Origin of the sequence: Caulobacter sp. DWP3-1-3b2 (genome assembly GCF_049896325.1) — a bacterium.
Taxonomy (GTDB): Bacteria; Pseudomonadota; Alphaproteobacteria; order Caulobacterales; family Caulobacteraceae; genus Caulobacter.
Genome location: NZ_JAFCUB010000055.1, coordinates 1 through 16172 on the forward strand (window position 1 = coordinate 1; position 16172 = coordinate 16172).

Genomic DNA, 16172 nt, shown 5'->3' on the forward strand with positions numbered 1-16172 from the left:
GCCGTCCCTCGAGACAAACGGTTTCGCGGAGCGGTCGGTCCACGCCGAAACGCAAACTCTAAACCCACGGTCATCCGGGCTTGGCCCGGCCGCTCCGCGCCTCCTCACCCCTTCAGCGGTCGTCCGCGTGAAGCGGCCAAGTCGTGCGTGAACAAGGTCCTCCCCCTGTGGGGGAGGTGTCGGCGAAGCCGACGGTGGGGGGAGTGACCGGATGACGGCCAGAACTGCGATCGACGATCCCAATCGTTCCCCCTTCGATCGCTTCGCGATCGCCTCCCCCACAGGGGGAGGACCTTGGCGATCGGCCCTAGTACAGATCCTCGATGCGCTGCGGCGTGGTCTGGGGCGGGGGTTCGGGCTTCTTTTCGGGCTCGGTGGGGACGGGCGGGGCCTCGACCGCCGGCGCGGCGTCGGCCGGAGTCTCCGCAACGGCCTCGACGGGCTTGGGCTTGGGCGCCTCGACGGGCGGCGGCGGGGCGATGGTCGCCACCATCGGCTGGGCGTCGCGGACCGGTACGCCGGAGACCTCGGCCAGGGGCGCGGTCGAGGCCGCTTGGTGGTCTTCCTTCAGCAGCGCGCCCTTCAGGCCGAACGCGAAGCCGCCGACGCTGATCGCCGCCAGGATCAGCACCACCACGGGCAGAGGAAGAGGGCGTTCCAACGACGTCATGAGCCTAGCCTAACCCCCAATCTTCCTCTGACCAAGTGGCCGAGATGCGTTACGCTTCGGCCTTGGCTTTCTTGGCGGCGGGCTTTTTCGCCGCCGGTTTCTTGGTCGCCGGCTTCTTCGCCGGCGCCTTCTTGGCCGGAGCCGCCCCATCGGCCGCGGCGGCCTTGGCCTTGGCGGGCGCCTTGGCCGGGGCCTTCTTGGCCGCCGTCGTTTTTGCCGCCTTCTTCACCGGCTTCTTGCCGCCGCCCTTGGCGACGCGGTCGGCCAGCAGCGCCACGGCCTCGGCCAGAGTCATGGCAGCCGGATCGGCGCCCTTGGGGACATTGGCGTTGGTGTCGCCGTGCTTGATGTAGGGCCCAAAGCGACCCGACAGCACCTTCACCGGCTTGCCGTCATCCGGGTGGACGCCCAGGTCGGCCAGGGCGGCGGCTTGTCCCCGCTGAGGACGCCCGCCGCCGGCCCGCTTGTCGGCCAGCAGGGCGACGGCGCGGTTCAGGCCGATGTCGAACACCTCCTCGGCGTTCTCCAGATTGGCGTAGGTGCCCTCGTGCAGCACGAACGGTCCGAACCGGCCGAGGCCTGCGGTGATCTTCTTGCCGTCGTCGGGGTGCAGCCCGACCTCGCGCGGCAGGGACAGCAAGCGCAGGGCCTTTTCCAGGTCCAGCCCCGCCGGAGTCCAGCCCTTGGGCAGGCTTGAGCGTTTGGGCTTGTCGGCGCTGTCCGTCGCCGGCGGCTCCTCGACATAGGGGCCAAAGCGACCGTTCTTCAGCCAGACGGCGCGGCCGGTCTCGGGATTGATGCCCAGCTCCTTGTCGGCGGCTTCCGCCTCGCCCTCGCCTTCGCTCGTGGCGAGTTGGCGGGTGAAGCGGCATTCGGGATAGTTTGAGCAGCCGATGAAGGCCCCGAACTTGCCGACCTTCAGCGACAGCATCCCCGTGCCGCAGGTCGGGCACAGGCGCGGGTCGCTGCCGTCGCCCTTGTCGGGGAAGATGTGCGGGCCCAGCGACTCGTTGAGGGCGTCGAGCACATTGGTGGTGCGCAGCTCGGCGATCTCGCCGACGGCGGCGTGGAAGTCCTTCCAGAAGTCCCGCAGGAATTCCTTCCAGTCCAGCTTGCCGTCCGACACCAGGTCGAGCTTTTCCTCCAGGGCTGCGGTGAAGTCGTACTCCACATAGCGGCGGAAGAACTGTTCGAGGAAGGCGGTGACCAGGCGGCCCTTGTCCTCGGGAATGAACCGCAGCTTGTCCATGCGCACATATTCGCGGTCGCGCAGCACGGTCAGCACCGAGGCGTAGGTCGAGGGGCGGCCGATGCCCAGCTCTTCCATCTTCTTGACCAGGCTGGCTTCCGAATAGCGCGGGGGCGGCTCGGTGAAGTGCTGGTCAGCCCGGGCGTCGATGACCTTGGCGGTTGCCCCCTCCTCGATCAGCGGCAGGCGAGCGCTGTCCTCGTCATCGGCGTCGTCGCGGCCTTCCTCATAGACTGCCAGGTAGCCGGGGAAGAGGATCACCTGGCCCGAGGCGCGCATTCCGGTCTGGCCGTCGCTGCTCTCCAGGTCGACGGTGGTCCGCTCGATGCGGGCGCTCTCCATCTGCGAGGCGATCATCCGCTTCCAGATCAACTCGTACAGGCGGCCCAGATCCGACTCCAGACGCAGCGAGCCGGGGTTGCGGCTCAGGCTGGTCGGGCGGATGGCTTCGTGGGCCTCCTGGGCGTTCTTGGCCTTGGCCTTGTAGTAGCGTGGGGTCTCGGGGACGTAAGATGCGCCATAGACATTGCCGATCACGCTGCGCGCCTCGGCTATGCCTTCGGGCTCCACTGACACGCCGTCGGTCCGCATATAGGTGATCAGGCCGACGGTCTCGCCGCCGATGTCGATGCCTTCATACAGCTTCTGAGCGGCCTGCATGGTGCGTTGGGCCGAGAAACCCAGCTTGCGCGAGGCTTCCTGCTGCAGGGTCGAGGTGGTGAAGGGCGGGGCGGGCGAGCGCTTACCGGGCTTCTTCTCGACGGCGGCGACCTTGAATACGGCCTTTTCGACTGCGGCCTTGGCGGCCAGGGCCGAGCCCTCATTGCCGAGGTCGAACTTGGTGAGCTTCTTGCCCTCGTACTTGACCATCCGGGCCAGGAATGGATCCGCGCCGGCCGTGACATCGGCCTCGACGGTCCAATATTCCTGGGTCTTGAAGCGCTCGATCTCCAGCTCGCGATCGACGATCAGACGTAGGCATACCGACTGCACCCGTCCGGCCGAACGGCTGCCCGGCAGCTTGCGCCACAGCACCGGCGACAGGGTGAAGCCGACCAGGTAGTCGAGCGCCCGGCGGGCCAGATAGGCCTCGACCAGCTCCATGTCGATGTCGCGCGGATGGGCCATCGCCTCCAGCACGGCGGTCTTGGTAATGGCGTTGAAGGTGACGCGCTTGACCGTTTTGTCCTTCACCGCCTTCTTCTTCTGCAGAACCTCCAGCACGTGCCAGCTGATGGCCTCGCCTTCGCGGTCGGGGTCGGTGGCCAGGATCACGCCGTCGGCGCCCTTCATGGCGTCGACGATGTCGGCGATCCGCTTGGCGCCCTTGGCGTCGGCCTCCCAGTGCATGTGGAAGTCGTTGTCGGGCTCGACCGAGCCGTCCTTGGACGGCAGGTCGCGGATGTGACCGTAGGATGCCAGCACCGTGAAGCCGGGGCCGAGATACTTGTTGATGGTCTTGGCCTTGGCCGGGCTCTCGACGACGACGACGATCATTAGGACTCTGGACCTGGGGAGAAAGGGGTCTGCCTCGGGCGCGCCTTTGGGGCGAACCTTGGACGAAGCGCCGGAAAGTGGGGGCGGCGCCAGGGGTCTGTCAACGTCGGCTGTGGCGAACACCGCATTTGGCGAGCGGCTCTCTCTTAAGAGAGAGGAATATCTCGGCGGCGGTCAGGCGGTTTTGGCCTTGGGCGGTCGCCCGCCCTTGGCCCCGTTGGCACGGGCTGCGGCAGCCTTGGCCGCGGAAGCGCCTCGTCCGGCGAGCCTGGCCATGTGAGCCCTGGTTCCGAAGATGCCGGCGGCCAGCCCCGGTATCGACAGATCGACGTCCAGAGCTTCCCAGTGCAGGCCGTACCCTGCCCCCGGAATGACGACCCTCGCCAGCTCTTCATCGGTGGCCGCCTCGAGCCCTTGGCCAAGGTGCGTTGGAAACGCGAAAGCCGATCCGCTGGCCAACTCCACGACAATGCGACCCGTTGGTTGGTCGTAGCGAGCGGAGGCCGCTTTCGGCTCATTCAGGGACAGCTTGTCACCGAGCGCGATGGCGGCGTCGATGTCCGTGTCAGTCGAGTCAGCCATGAACCCCTCTCTATCGCGCCAGCAAATCGTTACGCAGTTCCCCGACGATCGCCATCGCGCGCCGAATATCCGCGCGCCTCATGTGACGATGCGCATCCCGGAAGCGCGATGAACGGTGACCATCGACAGGCTAACCTATCTTGATGGGTTCAAATCCCCGCCACCATTCCGCCCGGCAGCAACTCCGCCCGCTCCGCCAAGGCCAGCTCCACCAAGGCCGCCATCACTGCCGAGGTCGGGGCGCGGGTGGCGCGGACCAGCTCGTCGCGGGAGACGGGGGTGGGCGAGAGCAGGGCGGCCACCTGGGCGCGCAGAGCGTTGTGGTCGATATCCATCGGCTCGTCGGGATCGTAGGTGCGTTCGCGCTCGCGCAAGGACGCCTGGCCCGACAGCGAGCGCAGCACGTCCTCGACGCTTTCGCAGAGGATCGCGCCCTGGCGGATCAGGTCGTTAGGACCCCTGGCGCGGGGATCGAGCGGCGAGCCGGGCACGGCGAAGACGTCGCGGCCTTGCTCGGCGGCCAGGCGGGCGGTAATCAGCGAGCCGGACTTCAGCTCGGCCTCGACCACGATGACGCCCAGGGACAGGCCCGAGATGATGCGGTTGCGGCGCGGGAAGTCCTTGGCGATGGCCCGCCGGTCGCAGGCGCTTTCGCTGACGATGCAGCCGCCTTCGCCGGCGATCCGGGCGTGCAGGGCGGCGTGTTCAGGCGGATAGATGTCACAGACCCCGCCGCCAAGCACCGCCACGGTGCCGGTCGCCAGGGCGCCCTCGTGGGCCGCGCCGTCTACGCCGCGCGCCAGACCCGAGACGACGACATAGCCGTGCTGCCCTAACTCCGCAGCCAACTGTCGGGCGAAGCGCTGACCGCCGGCCGAGGCGATCCGAGCCCCGACGATGGCCAGACTGGGCTGGGGCAGCAGTTCGGCGTGGCCGAGGGTCCACATCACCGGCGGCGGCGGATCGAGGGCGACCAGGCGCGAGGGGAAGTCCGGCTCGCAGGCGCAGATCAGCCGCGCACCGAGCTTGGCGCCGGTTTCCAGCTCGCGGAGGATTTCGTCCTCGGGCGGCGAACGCAGGGGCGCCGCCCGACCGGAGCGGCGGGCCAGTTCGGGCAAGGCCTGAAGGGCGCGCTCGGCGGAGCCGAACCGCTGCAAAAGATGCTCGAAGGCGACGGGGCCGACCGTCTCGGTGCGCGCCAGCCTCAACCAGGCAAGGCGCTCAGGGTCCGAGAGGCGGCGAGTCGTCACGCGCCCTCTGTCGTGCTTGGGGGAGGCGGCGCTTCGGCCGTCTTCTTCTTGCCGATGCGGGGCTCCTCGCCCTTCAGCAGCCGGCCAATATTGTCCTTGTGTCGGATGAAGATCAGCACGGCCATGAACAGGCAGAGGACCAGGAACGGATAGGGCTGGTCGGTGGCGAGGGCGAACGGCGCGGCCAGGGCTGCGGCGACCAGGGCGGCCAGGGAGCTGAGGCGCAGCAGGGCCGCCACGGCCAGCCAGGTCACGGCCGCTAGCACGCCCACCGGCCAGCAGGCGGCCAACAGCACGCCGTAGAAGGTGGCCACGCCCTTGCCGCCCTTGAACTTCAACCAGACTGGAAACAGGTGGCCTGTGAAGGCCGCGCCGCCGGCCAGGGCGATGATCGCCGGGTTGCCGTGGCTCAGCCAACGGGCCAGGAGCACCGCCACCACGCCCTTGCCGGCGTCGCCGATCAGGGTGATGGCCGCCAGGTCCTTGCGGCCCGAGCGCAGCACGTTGGTCGCGCCGATATTGCCCGAGCCGATCTGCCGGATGTCGCCCGCCCCGCCTAGCCGCGTGGCGATCAGGCCGAACGGAATCGAGCCCAGCAGATAGCCGCCGAGGATCGTGATCCCGAGGGTCAGGTAGACGGCTTGGGCGAGATCTTGCACGGTTTGCGACCTATGGGTGTGGTGAAGGTTGCCGGGCGTGGCTGGAGCATGGCAAGCGCGAAAACGCCGGTTTCGGCTTTATACCCGAGCGTGCGGCAAGCACTCCACGGTTTTCCCGCCCTGATCTCGGCGCCTCTTCGCGCGGCGGAATATAGAAGGGCGTATCTCATGGCTGTGCGGATCGGTTATCTATCCCTAAATAGGGCCGGTATAGCCTTTCGCCGCAAGCGAGCGTTCAGAAGGATACGCCCCGGTCCCCGCGAGGCCCGTGGCGCCAATGGTCCCTAGCTAAAGAGTTTGCCCTTTGTCCGCTGCACAATCTAACCCTCAGCTGTGGGATACCAAACAGCTCCGCCGGGCGCTTGTTGCGGCGGGCGTCGCCCTTTGGTCATGGAATGTCGACTCCGACCAACTGGTGATGGACGAACTTGGCTATGGCCTTTGGGGCGTACCGATCACCAAGGCGGTGTGTTTCGAGGATCTGTCCGCTCACATCCACCCGGCCGACCGCGACCGGGTTCATGCGGCCTTCGCCGCGACGCGCGGGATCGTCGGCCCCTATGAGATAGATTTTCGCGTCATGGTCGAGGACGAGATCCGGTGGATTTCGGCGCGTGGCCAGGGCGACGACGAGGGGATCATCGCGCGCGTGATGGCCGGAGTGTTCCTCAACGTAACCGGCCGCAAGCAGGCGGAGGAAGCCAACGAACTGCTGGCCGGCGAGATGAGCCACCGCGTCAAGAACCTTCTGACGATCGCCTCGTCCCTGACCGCGATCACCTCGCGCTCAACGGAAACCACCACGGACATGGCTCGTGAGCTGACGGAGCGCTTGACCTCCCTGGGTCGCGCCCATGACCTGGTTCGTCCCATACCCGGCCAGCACGGCAAGGCCGCGCTGCTCGGCGATCTGATTTCCGTCCTTCTCGCGCCCTATGACGACCTCGGCGCGTTCAGCGGCCGCATCCGCGTCTCCGTGCCCCGGATGGGCGTCGGCGAGGCTGCGGCGACCACCCTGGCCCTGGTCATCCATGAACTGGCGACAAACTCCCTCAAATACGGCGCACTCTCGGTCGGGACCGGCACGCTGGACGTGTCGTGCACGGCGCAGGAGCAGGACGTCGTGGTGGTCTGGACCGAGCGCGGCGGCCCACCCGTCAAGGCGCCTGACGGGACCGGAGGTTTCGGGAGCAAGCTCGTGACCCGGGGCATGTCGGCGCAACTGGGCGGGTCCATAACCTATGAGTGGCCCAAGCATGGCGTCATCGCCACGCTGCGGATGCTCAGGGACCGGCTCGCGCGCTGAGAACGGGGTCGTCGCGTCGCCCTGGACTGAAGAGTCGCGACCAGAGACAATCGCTCTATCGAAACAAGCGGCCGACCGGGCCTGGTCCAGTCGGCCGCCTTTAACGAAAGCGGAGGTGCGCCTGCGCCGCGTCGCTAGTCTTCCGCCGCTTCCGCTTCGGCCTTGGTCTTGAAGTTGACGCCTTCGTCCTCGGCCGGCGGCGAATAGACGGTGAAGAGCTTCAGTTCGACGTCGCCCTTGTTGATGATGTTGTGCTTGGCGCCCTTGGGGATGACGATCAGGTGGCTCTCGGTCAGCTTCGATCGCGCGCCGTCGACGACGGCCTGGCCCTCGCCCGACACGATGAACGTGGTCTGGTCGGCGTCATGGGTCTCTTCGCCGATTTCCTCGCCGACGGGGATGCTCATCATGACGATCTGAGCCTGCTTGTCGAAATAGACTTCCTTTTGCCAGTTCTTGTTGGTCGTCGTCAGCTTGATGATGTCTTTGTTGAAGATGGCCATGTCGCGCTCCGCTGGTCTGTGAACCGCGTGAACACCTCAAGGCGCGGGGCGGTTGCGTGGATCGGGGCAGGCCATTCAAATCCGAATTGGCTAGACCGAGGCCCGAAGGGCCAAGCGGCGCCGCTGCGCCCTTTCCCTCCTCCGCCTACTGGTCATGAAACCGTCAAGTGACACTTGACGCGCGACGCGGTGGCGCTCCTCCTTGCGCCGATGGAGATCGAGAGCATTCGCTATAAGGCGCTTCGAACTTTCGCGGAGACGGGGAGAGCAAAGGGGTTGCCCGGAAATCTCATCGACAGGCTCCGCGAGAGGATCGCCTATCTGGGCGTGATCGAGACGGTGGAGGAGCTTGGAGCGCCGCCGAACTACGGCGCCACCAGCTTACGGGCGATCGTGCGGGCGTCTGGTCGCTGACGGTGACGAAGACCTGGCGAATGACATTTCGGATCAATGCCGCCCTCGCGATCGAGGACATGGACCTGGAGGACGATCACTGATGGCGATCAAGCTGCATCCCAGCTTCACCGTCCGTCCGGGCGTGTGGCTCCGCACCGAGATCGTCGAGGCCCATGGGCTGAACGTGACCGTGACCGCCGGAAAGCTGAAGGTCACTCGCCAGGCCATGAGCAACCTGCTCAACGGCCGGGCCGGACTGTCGGCCGACATGGCGATCCGCTTCGAAAAAGCCTTCGGCGTGCGCGCCGACACCCTGGTGCGGATGCAGGCCGCCCACGATCTGGCCCAGGCGCGGGCTCATGAAGCGGACATCAAGGTCGAACGGGTCGCGGCTTAGTTTAGGCCGCTACGGTCCGAATAGAGTGTGTGTCCCTGTTTTCTGTGTCCCTGTTTTCATTCCAACTGGGATAAATGGATATTACTTCATTTCTTCCAGAATGACCGGCGCTGGACGGAAATCCGCCTTGGCTGCTCTTTCCATCCAGTAACTTCTGGAATATTTTTGAAGACTGGACGGCGCGTAATCCCTCTGGATAACTCCGAGAATATATTGAGCCTCCGGCAGTCCATCATCGCAACTTCGAGTCGGCTCGACCTTGAGCGATTCGGGGCAATGGTGGCCGCCGGCTGCCACAACAAGATCGCTGACGATGCTTTCCGCGATCTTTGGCGTCAACCGCGCCGTGATCGACATCTCTCGATAAGCGCCAACGGCTTTTCCGACTAACAGGTAGGGGGCGATTGCATCGTCACGCCCTCGCCAGCATCGAAGATCTTCTAGGCTGAATTTTCCGGCTGTTTCGTCCGGCTCAAAACCTCGACCCATAATAACTCTTACGGGTGCCACATGGGATACTTTGCCGGCGTCCCGCAGCCTCTCGACTGTATTGTAGTAGTGCGTCGGAGAAATCTTCTCACAACCCAGCGTGCGAGTCTGAGTTTTAGCAGGGCCACATGCCGAAACCAACAGGAAAGCCGCGGCGCCACCCAAGCCCAGTGCCCTGAAAAATCCAACGCGGTGACCGCTCGCAAAAATCCTCACCTTTCTCTTCCCGCCTCGGAAACCGTCTTCGCCACCGGCGACCACACAAAATCAATCACCCGCCGTTTCCCCGTCACGATCTCGACCGAAGCGCTCATTCCAGCGGAAAGCATAGCTCGCCGGCCGTCAACTGTAAGACGCGTCTGCAACAGCTTCACCCGCACAGGGAACACCAAGCCTCTTTTTTCGTCGACGATGGCGTCCGGCGAGACCTGGATCACCTGGCCGCTCAGCGTGCCGTAGCGGGTGAACGGATAGGCCTCCAGCTTGACGACGGCGCGGTCGCCGGTGTGGACGAAGCCGATGTCGCGGCCCAAGACCAGGGCCTCGACCACTAGGGCCTCGCCGTCGGCCACCAGCGTGACGATCGGCTTGCCGGTCTCGGCCACCTCGCCAAGCGTCGTCACCGAGACAGCCTGGACGATACCGCCGACCGGGGCGGTCAGGGTCTGCAGGCCGCGCTTCTGCTGGGCCTTGCGCAGGGCGTCGCCGCGCGTGGCCGCCAGGCCTTCGGCCTCGGCCCGCTCCTGGGCGGCCTGGCCGACGAACTGCTGGGTCAGCTCGGCGCCGTCGCGGGCCAGCGAGGCGACCTGGGCGCGGGCCTCGTCCAGGCGGCCGCGCTGGGCGATCAGGTCCTGCTCGGCGGTGACCATGGCCTGTTCCTGCTGCAGCAGTTTCTGGCGGGCGCCATAGCCCTTGGCCTCCAGCATCTTCTGGTCGTCGAGTTGCCGCTGGAGGATCGGAAGCGTGCGCTCCAGCTTGACGATCTCGGCCTGGGCCGAGCGGGCCGAGGCCTCCGCGCCGGAGCGGCGCTCGCCGATCCAGGCGTCCTACCCCTCCGCCCGGTGCACCACTCGCCCGTCGACGATCGTCATCAGCACCTGCCCCTGTAGCCTCCGCCCGTCAAAGGGCGAGTTCTTGGACTTCGACAGCAGTTTGTCGGCGTTGATGATCAGCGGGGCGTCGAGGTCGCAGAGCACCAGGTCGGCCGGGGCGCCAGGGGCGATGCGGCCCGACTGCAGGCCGATCAGGGCGGCGGGGGCCAGGGTGACGGCGCGGATCAGGTCAACCAGCGGCAAGCGCTCCTCATGGTACAGGCTCAGCAGGGCCGGCAGCAGGGTCTCCAGCCCCACGGCGCCCGGCGCGGCCTCGTCATAGGGCAGGCGCTTGTCCTCGGCCGGGGCCGGGGCGTGGGCCGAGACGACGATGTCGATCAGGCCGTCGGCCAGCGCTTCGATCAGCGCTTGGCGATCGTCCTCGCCGCGCAGGGGCGGGGTGACCTTGGCGAAGGTGCGGTAGTCGCCGATGTCCAGCTCGTTGAACGACAGATGGTTGATCGACACGCTGGCGTGAATGCGCAGCCCCTTGGCCTTGGCTCGGGCCAGGGTTTCCAAGGCCTGGGCGCTGGTGATCTGATCCACCAGCAGGCGTCCGCCGGTGGCCTCCAACAAGGCCACGTCGCGCTCCAGCATGATCCGCTCGGCCATCGGCGAGATCGAGGGCAGGCCCAGGCGGCCGGCGAATTCGCCGCCGATCGCCGCGCCGCCCTTGGCCAGCCAGGGGTCCAGAGGCCGGTGGGCCAGCAGGGTGTCGAAGCCCTTGGCATAGGTCAGGATGCGCTGCATCACCTTGCTGTCGACGATCGGCCGGTCGGCGTCGGTGACATAGACGCATCCGGCTTCGCGCATCAGGCCGATCTCGGCCATTTGCTCGCCGCCCAGCCCCTTGGTCGCCGCACCGGCGCACAGGATGCGGGCGCTGTCGATGTCGCGAGAGCGGCGCAGGATGAAGTCGACGACGCTGGGATCATCGACCGCCGGGTCGGTATCGGGCTGGACGACGAAGCTGGTGACGCCGCCGGCCGCGGCGGCCTTGGCGGCGCTCGCCAGGGTTTCCTTGGTCTCGGCTCCGGGCTCGCCGGTCTTGACCCGCAGGTCGATCAGGCCGGGGGCCAGCATGGCGCCGCCGCAGTCGACGACGCGGACGTCCTTGGACAGCTTGCCGAACTCGCGGCCTTTGGCGACGTCGGCGATCACGCCCTCGGAGACGATGACCCCTCCGGGACCGTCATAGCCGCTCTCGGGATCGACCAGGCGGGCGTTGATCAGGGCCAGGGGCTGGGGGGCGTTCATCTAAAACCTCCGCTCATCCCGGCGAATGCCGGGACCCAGATGGAGTGGCTTTGAGGTGGGTTCCAGGAACGCCGAGTTCTTCCAATCATCCCCTCAGCCTTGAGATCTGGGTCCCGGCATTCGCCGGGATGAGCGGAAAATAGAGGGACGGACTTCACTTCCCATGCTCCTCGAGCCGATGGGCCAGGCTGGCCAGCACCGCCATGCGGGCGGCGACGCCCATCTCGACCTGGTCCTGGATCAGGCTGATCTCGGGATCGTCGGCGACGTCGGAATCGATCTCCACGCCCCGGTTCATCGGCCCAGGATGCATGACCTTGGCCTTGGGCGCGGCGCGGGCCAGCTTTTCGCGGTCCAGGCCGTAGAAGCGGAAATATTCGCGGGTCGAGGGCACGAAGGCGCCTTGCATCCGCTCCATCTGCAGGCGCAGCATCATCACCACGTCGACCCCGGCGAGGCCGGCCTTCATGTCATGATGGACGGTGACCCCCCAGCGCTCGGCACGGGCCGGCATCAGGGTGGGCGGTCCCACCAGCCGAACACTGGCGCCGAGCGTGTGAAGCAGGGCCACGTTGGAGCGGGCCACCCGGCTGTGCAGCACGTCGCCGCAGATCGCCACGGTCAGGCCCGAGACCCGGCCGAAGGCGCGGCGGATCGACAGGGCGTCCAGCACCGCCTGCGTCGGGTGCTCGTGCTGGCCGTCGCCGGCGTTGATGACGCTGCCGCTGACCTTCTGGCTGAGCAGACTGGCCGCGCCCGACGAAGCATGGCGCACCACCAGCAGGTCGGGCCGCATGGCGTTCAGCGTGACGGCGGTGTCGATCAGGGTCTCGCCCTTGGTGATCGACGAGGTGCGCGGGCTCATATTGACCACGTCGGCGCCCAGGCGCTTGCCGGCGATCTCGAAGCTGGACTGGGTACGAGTGCTGTTCTCGAAGAACAGGTTCATCAGCGTCCGGCCCTTGAGAATGTCGAGCGACTTGGACGTCTGGCGATTGAAGGCGACGAAGGCGTCGGCCAGGTCCAGCAGATCGGCCGCCTGCGGAGCGTTCAGGTCGCCGGCCGACAGGAAGTGGCGTCGGGGGAATGAAAAGATGCGCTGGAGGATCGGATCGATCGCGGAAGCGGGGTCATGAGGAGCTGGGGGGGCTTTGGCCGTCATGAAACGTGGTCATAGGCGGCTTTGGACGGGGAGGGAAGTGTTCGTCCGTACCGCTCCTCCCCCTGTGGGGGAGGTGGTCGCGCAGCGACCGGTGGGGGGAGGTTTTGGGTCTCTGTCCGGGGTGTGGCGATCGTCCGATTACTCCCCCCTCCGTCGGCTTCGCCGACACCTCCCCCACAGGGGGAGGAGTTTCTTAGCCGTCTCTCAGAACCCCTTGCCCGCTTCCTCGCGCATCCCCCGCATCCGCTCCAGCGCGCCCTGCAGGATCCAGCCGGCGGCCATCTTGTCCACCACCTCGGCGCGGCGCTTGCGGTTGACGTCGTGTTCCTCGATCAACACCCGGGTGACGGCGGCGGTCGACAGGCGCTCGTCCCAGAAGGTGATCGGGATGTGGGGCTGCAGGCGCAGCAGGTTGCGGCCGAAGGCGCGGTTGGACTGGCAGCGCACGCCCTCGGTGCCGTCCATGTTCATCGGCAGGCCGATGACGATGCCGGCCGCCTTGCGGCTGCCCATCAGCTTGAACAGCACCTCGGCGTCCTCGCTGAACTTGGTCTTCTTGATCAGGGCCAGCGGGCTGGCGACCGTCAAGGTGACGTCGGACACCGCCACGCCAATGGTCTTCTCTCCCGGATCCAGCCCGACGATCGGCAGGTAGTCGGGGATGGCGGCGGCGAATTCGGCGATGTCGAGAACGGGCATGGCTGCTCATAACATGCTCCGGCAACCTCGGAACAAGGGAAGCGCTTGTCAAAGCGCCCCTCGCACGGCTAACCCACACGCTCGATTTCCTGGAGGCCCCCATGGCCATTGACGCCGCCACCGTGCGGAAGGTCGCGCGGCTCGCGCGTATCGCCGAACCCGAAGAGCGCATCGAAGCCCTGGTCCAGGAGCTGAACGGCATCATGGCGTGGATCGAGCAGCTGGCCGAGGTCGACACCGATGGCGTCGAGCCGATGACCAGCGTCGTGGGCGCCGGCGCCCCGCTGCGCGAGGACGTGGTGACGATGGGCGGCGATGTCGAGGCCGTCACGATCAACGCCCCGAAGTCGGTCGGCGGCTTCTTCGTCGTGCCGAAGGTGGTTGAATAATGAGTGCTCTGACTTCCCTGACGCTGAAGGGCGCCCTCGATGGCTTGGAGGCCGGTGAGTTCACCTCGGTCGAGCTGACCCGCGCCCATATCGAGGCCGTCGAGGCCGCGCGGCCGCTGAACGCCTTCCTGCTGGAAACCCCCGACCAGGCCCTGGCCATGGCCGCCGCCTCCGACGCGCGCCGGGCCTTTGGCGTGACCGGCCGGCTGGACGGCATTCCGCTGGGCATCAAGGACCTGTTCTGCACCAAAGGCGTGCGCACCACGGCCGCCTCGAAGATCCTCGAGCCCTTCGTGCCGCAGTACGAATCCACCGTCACCAGCCAGCTGTGGCGCGACGGGGCGGTGATGCTGGGCAAGCTGAACCTCGACGAGTTCGCCATGGGCTCGTCCAACGAGACCAGCGGCTATGGTCCGGTGACCAACCCCTGGCGCAAGGCCGGCTCCAACCAGGCCCTGACCCCGGGCGGCAGCTCGGGCGGCTCTGCGGCCGCCGTGGCCGCCGACCTGTGCCTGGGCGCCACCGCCACCGACACCGGCGGCTCGATCCGTCAGCCGGCCGCCTTCACCGGCACCGTGGGGATCAAGCCGACCTATGGCCGCTGCTCGCGCTGGGGCGTGGTGGCCTTCGCCAGTTCGTTGGACCAGGCCGGTCCGATCGCCAAGACCGTCGAGGACGCGGCGATCCTGCTGACCTCGATGTGCGGCTACGACCCCAAGGACTCCACCAGCCTCGATGTGCCGGTTCCCGATTTCGCGGCCTTCGTCGGCAAGTCGGTGAAGGGCCTGCGGATCGGCGTGCCCAAGGAATACCGCCTCGACGGCATGCCCGCCGAGATCGAGAAGCTGTGGGAAGAGGGCATCGCCTGGCTGAGGGACGCCGGCTGCGAGATCGTCGAGGTCAGCCTGCCGCACACCAAATACGCCCTGCCGGCCTATTACATCGTGGCCCCGGCCGAGGCGTCGTCGAACCTGGCCCGCTATGACGGCATGCGCTTTGGCCTGCGGGCCGACGGCGCCAACCTGACCGAGGTCTATGAAAACACCCGCGCCGAGGGCTTTGGTGACGAGGTCAAGCGCCGCATCCTGATTGGCACGTATGTGCTGAGCGCCGGCTATTACGACGCCTATTATCTGAAGGCCCTGAAGGTCCGCCGCCGGATCGCCGAGGACTTCGACAAGGCCTGGGAAAAATGCGACGCCCTGCTGACCCCGACCGCGCCCTCGGCGGCTTTCGGCCTGGGCGAGAACAGCGACGACCCGATCGCCATGTACCTCAACGACGTGTTCACGGTGACGACGAACCTGGCGGGTCTGCCGGGCCTGTCGTTGCCGGCCGGCCTGGACGCCAACGGCCTGCCGCTGGGTCTGCAGATCATCGGCAAGCCGCTGGACGAGGGCACGGTGTTCTCGGTGGCGGGAGCCATGGAAAAGGCCGCTGGGTTCAGCGCCAAGGCGGCGAAGTGGTGGTGATCCAGCGCTAGAGCATTTTTCGAGCGAAGTGGTTCCGGTTCGCGTGAAGAAAAATGCGTCAAAACAAAAGATTCGAGCTCACGGCCTGACGCAGTCAGGTCGGGAAATGCTCTAGCCGTAGAGACCAAGAAAAAGGGCGGCCCCGCGAGGAGCCGCCCTTCTTTTTTACGCGATACTTACGCTTACATGGGGGCGTCCGGCGTGGTCGGCGTCGCCACCGGGGCGGGCGTCGGAGCCGGGGCGGCGGCGGCCGGAGCGGCGATCACAACCGGCGCGGCCGGAGCAGCGGCGACCGGAGCCGCGACCGTTGCGCTGACATTCGACGAGGCCGAGCCAGCGTCAGGCAGGGTTTCCGGAGACGCCCGGCGGGCCGGGGCGGCGCGGCGAGCCGGAGCGGCGCGCTTCGGCGTCTCGGCGCGAGCTACCTGAACCGGAGTGGGGGTCGCCATTGCAGGGGCCACAGCTGGGGTCGGCATGACGGCGGGCGAGGTGGTTTCCGGCAGCGGGGTCGGCGTCGACTCGGCCACTTGGGCGGTCGTAGCGGTGTCGGCGACGGGGGCTTCGGCAGGGCGGCTCATCAAACCCCAGGCGAGGGCCCCGACGGCGATTGCCGCCACAGGCAGGCCGATCAGCAGCGGCAGGTTTGGCTTGCTGGAAGTCTTTCGGGTGTTGGCGCGAGCATAGATCGGCGCGGCCGTGAACAGTGCGGAGCCATCGTCCGAAGCGTTGGAAGCGATATAGGGTTCGCTGGCGTCGAGGTTCAGAACAGCCATGATTTCCTCCTGAGCGTTATTCGAATTCAGGGAGTCAACGAGAGGGAGCGGTGACGGTTCCACTCGGCGTGAAATGGTCCCGGTCTTGACAAGAAGTCGCCATTTTGTCGCTTGGCGCCTTCCAATCCCTTCCTTCACTCTTTCCCTCCCCTTATGGGAAGTGTGGCCCCAGAGGGGTCGGGCGGGGCCACATCATGAGCGTCAAACGCGCGCTAGGGTCCAGACTCATTGAGCCCACCAGATGATGATTGCGGCGATGAAGACGGCGCTGGCGAAGATGGCGGCGAGTTTGTCGTAGCGGGTTGCGACGCGCCGCCAGTCTTTGAGCCTG

The 16172-nt window shown here is 66.8% G+C and carries 17 protein-coding genes and 1 pseudogene; 5 read left to right on the forward strand and 13 right to left on the reverse strand.

What is annotated here, in order from left to right; translation table 11 throughout:
• Positions 1 to 307 precede the first annotated feature (307 nt).
• From ACP7AG_RS20695 to plsY, 5 genes are all read right to left on the reverse strand, one after another.
• Entirely contained in the window at positions 308 to 670 is a 363-nt protein-coding gene (locus ACP7AG_RS20695; protein WP_426033251.1) for a hypothetical protein, read from the reverse strand.
• 49 nt (positions 671 to 719) lie between these two features.
• Positions 720 to 3416, reverse strand: coding sequence for a type I DNA topoisomerase (gene topA / locus ACP7AG_RS20700; protein ID WP_426033253.1), 2697 nt, complete (start codon positions 3414 to 3416; stop codon positions 720 to 722).
• A 174-nt stretch (positions 3417 to 3590) separates the two neighbouring features.
• Positions 3591 to 3998, reverse strand: a complete 408-nt coding sequence (locus tag ACP7AG_RS20705) for a DUF2442 domain-containing protein (RefSeq protein WP_426033255.1) — start codon at positions 3996 to 3998, stop codon at positions 3591 to 3593.
• Positions 3999 to 4147: 149 nt separating this feature from the next.
• Positions 4148 to 5248, reverse strand: a complete 1101-nt coding sequence (gene dprA / locus ACP7AG_RS20710; protein ID WP_426033257.1) for a DNA-processing protein DprA — start codon at positions 5246 to 5248, stop codon at positions 4148 to 4150.
• Positions 5245 to 5907, reverse strand: a complete 663-nt coding sequence (gene plsY, locus ACP7AG_RS20715; RefSeq protein WP_426012507.1) for a glycerol-3-phosphate 1-O-acyltransferase PlsY — start codon at positions 5905 to 5907, stop codon at positions 5245 to 5247. The genes dprA and plsY overlap by 4 nt, the downstream gene beginning before the upstream one ends.
• Positions 5908 to 6325: 418 nt before the next feature.
• Here plsY and ACP7AG_RS20720 point away from each other — a divergent pair, with 418 nt between their 5' ends.
• Positions 6326 to 7213, forward strand: a complete 888-nt coding sequence (locus ACP7AG_RS20720; protein WP_426012587.1) for a sensor histidine kinase — start codon at positions 6326 to 6328, stop codon at positions 7211 to 7213.
• 134 nt (positions 7214 to 7347) lie between these two features.
• On the opposite strand, the gene ACP7AG_RS20725 is transcribed toward ACP7AG_RS20720, so the two are convergent.
• The gene (locus ACP7AG_RS20725) at positions 7348 to 7716 is read right to left on the reverse strand and encodes a cupin domain-containing protein (RefSeq protein ID WP_426033258.1); all 369 of its coding nucleotides are present in this window, start codon (positions 7714 to 7716) and stop codon (positions 7348 to 7350) included.
• 174 nt (positions 7717 to 7890) lie between these two features.
• Between ACP7AG_RS20725 and ACP7AG_RS20730 the strand changes: the two genes are divergently transcribed.
• Positions 7891 to 8130, forward strand: coding sequence for a hypothetical protein (locus ACP7AG_RS20730; protein ID WP_426033260.1), 240 nt, complete (start codon positions 7891 to 7893; stop codon positions 8128 to 8130).
• A gap of 82 nt (positions 8131 to 8212) precedes the next feature.
• Positions 8213 to 8509, forward strand: coding sequence for a HigA family addiction module antitoxin (locus ACP7AG_RS20735; protein ID WP_426033261.1), 297 nt, complete (start codon positions 8213 to 8215; stop codon positions 8507 to 8509).
• An 81-nt stretch (positions 8510 to 8590) separates the two neighbouring features.
• Here the strand turns inward: ACP7AG_RS20735 and ACP7AG_RS20740 are convergent, their stop codons facing one another.
• The 5 genes from ACP7AG_RS20740 to ruvX all read right to left on the reverse strand — a co-directional run bounded on the left by ACP7AG_RS20740 (position 8591) and on the right by ruvX (position 13207).
• A complete protein-coding gene (locus ACP7AG_RS20740) occupies positions 8591 to 8998 on the reverse strand; it encodes a hypothetical protein (RefSeq protein WP_426033263.1) in 408 nt (135 codons plus the stop codon).
• A 212-nt stretch (positions 8999 to 9210) separates the two neighbouring features.
• Positions 9211 to 10035, reverse strand: coding sequence for an HlyD family type I secretion periplasmic adaptor subunit (locus ACP7AG_RS20745; protein ID WP_426033271.1), 825 nt, complete (start codon positions 10033 to 10035; stop codon positions 9211 to 9213).
• A 9-nt stretch (positions 10036 to 10044) separates the two neighbouring features.
• Positions 10045 to 11346: a dihydroorotase gene (pyrC, locus tag ACP7AG_RS20750; RefSeq protein WP_426033264.1), complete on the reverse strand. Its 1302-nt coding sequence runs from the start codon at positions 11344 to 11346 to the stop codon at positions 10045 to 10047.
• A 154-nt stretch (positions 11347 to 11500) separates the two neighbouring features.
• Positions 11501 to 12508 carry an aspartate carbamoyltransferase catalytic subunit gene (locus tag ACP7AG_RS20755; RefSeq protein ID WP_426033266.1) on the reverse strand — a complete coding sequence of 336 codons (1008 nt, stop codon included), beginning with the start codon at positions 12506 to 12508 and terminating at the stop codon, positions 11501 to 11503.
• A gap of 204 nt (positions 12509 to 12712) precedes the next feature.
• On the reverse strand, positions 12713 to 13207 hold the full coding sequence (ruvX, locus tag ACP7AG_RS20760; RefSeq protein ID WP_426012488.1) for a Holliday junction resolvase RuvX: 495 nt from the start codon (positions 13205 to 13207) through the stop codon (positions 12713 to 12715).
• A 101-nt stretch (positions 13208 to 13308) separates the two neighbouring features.
• Between ruvX and gatC the strand changes: the two genes are divergently transcribed.
• On the forward strand, positions 13309 to 13596 hold the full coding sequence (gene gatC, locus ACP7AG_RS20765) for an Asp-tRNA(Asn)/Glu-tRNA(Gln) amidotransferase subunit GatC (protein WP_426012486.1): 288 nt from the start codon (positions 13309 to 13311) through the stop codon (positions 13594 to 13596).
• Positions 13596 to 15068 (forward strand): Asp-tRNA(Asn)/Glu-tRNA(Gln) amidotransferase subunit GatA, encoded by a 1473-nt coding sequence (gatA, locus tag ACP7AG_RS20770; RefSeq protein ID WP_426033267.1) that lies wholly within the window; start codon positions 13596 to 13598, stop codon positions 15066 to 15068. Before gatC ends, gatA begins: the two co-directional genes overlap by 1 nt.
• A 182-nt stretch (positions 15069 to 15250) precedes the next feature.
• On the opposite strand, the gene ACP7AG_RS20775 is transcribed toward gatA, so the two are convergent.
• Positions 15251 to 15841 carry a hypothetical protein gene (locus ACP7AG_RS20775; RefSeq protein WP_426033269.1) on the reverse strand — a complete coding sequence of 197 codons (591 nt, stop codon included), beginning with the start codon at positions 15839 to 15841 and terminating at the stop codon, positions 15251 to 15253.
• A 225-nt stretch (positions 15842 to 16066) separates the two neighbouring features.
• A pseudogene (locus ACP7AG_RS20780) lies at positions 16067 to 16172 on the reverse strand (IS5/IS1182 family transposase); the annotation flags it as partial.

Excerpts from the sequence above, each read along its gene's own strand:
- gatA (WP_426033267.1), top strand. The coding sequence starts at position 13,596 with ATGAGTGCTCTGACTTCCCTGACGCTGAAGGGCGCCCTCGATGGCTTG.
- ACP7AG_RS20735 (WP_426033261.1), top strand. The coding sequence starts at position 8,213 with ATGGCGATCAAGCTGCATCCCAGCTTCACCGTCCGTCCGGGCGTGTGG.
- ACP7AG_RS20695 (WP_426033251.1), bottom strand. The coding sequence starts at position 670 with ATGACGTCGTTGGAACGCCCTCTTCCTCTGCCCGTGGTGGTGCTGATC.
- gatC (WP_426012486.1), top strand. The coding sequence starts at position 13,309 with ATGGCCATTGACGCCGCCACCGTGCGGAAGGTCGCGCGGCTCGCGCGT.
- ACP7AG_RS20740 (WP_426033263.1), bottom strand. The coding sequence starts at position 8,998 with ATGGGTCGAGGTTTTGAGCCGGACGAAACAGCCGGAAAATTCAGCCTA.
- ruvX (WP_426012488.1), bottom strand. The coding sequence starts at position 13,207 with ATGCCCGTTCTCGACATCGCCGAATTCGCCGCCGCCATCCCCGACTAC.
- pyrC (WP_426033264.1), bottom strand. The coding sequence starts at position 11,346 with ATGAACGCCCCCCAGCCCCTGGCCCTGATCAACGCCCGCCTGGTCGAT.
- ACP7AG_RS20775 (WP_426033269.1), bottom strand. The coding sequence starts at position 15,841 with ATGGCTGTTCTGAACCTCGACGCCAGCGAACCCTATATCGCTTCCAAC.
- ACP7AG_RS20705 (WP_426033255.1), bottom strand. The coding sequence starts at position 3,998 with ATGGCTGACTCGACTGACACGGACATCGACGCCGCCATCGCGCTCGGT.
- ACP7AG_RS20755 (WP_426033266.1), bottom strand. The coding sequence starts at position 12,508 with ATGACGGCCAAAGCCCCCCCAGCTCCTCATGACCCCGCTTCCGCGATC.
- ACP7AG_RS20725 (WP_426033258.1), bottom strand. The coding sequence starts at position 7,716 with ATGGCCATCTTCAACAAAGACATCATCAAGCTGACGACGACCAACAAG.
- topA (WP_426033253.1), bottom strand. The coding sequence starts at position 3,416 with ATGATCGTCGTCGTCGTCGAGAGCCCGGCCAAGGCCAAGACCATCAAC.
- ACP7AG_RS20720 (WP_426012587.1), top strand. The coding sequence starts at position 6,326 with ATGGACGAACTTGGCTATGGCCTTTGGGGCGTACCGATCACCAAGGCG.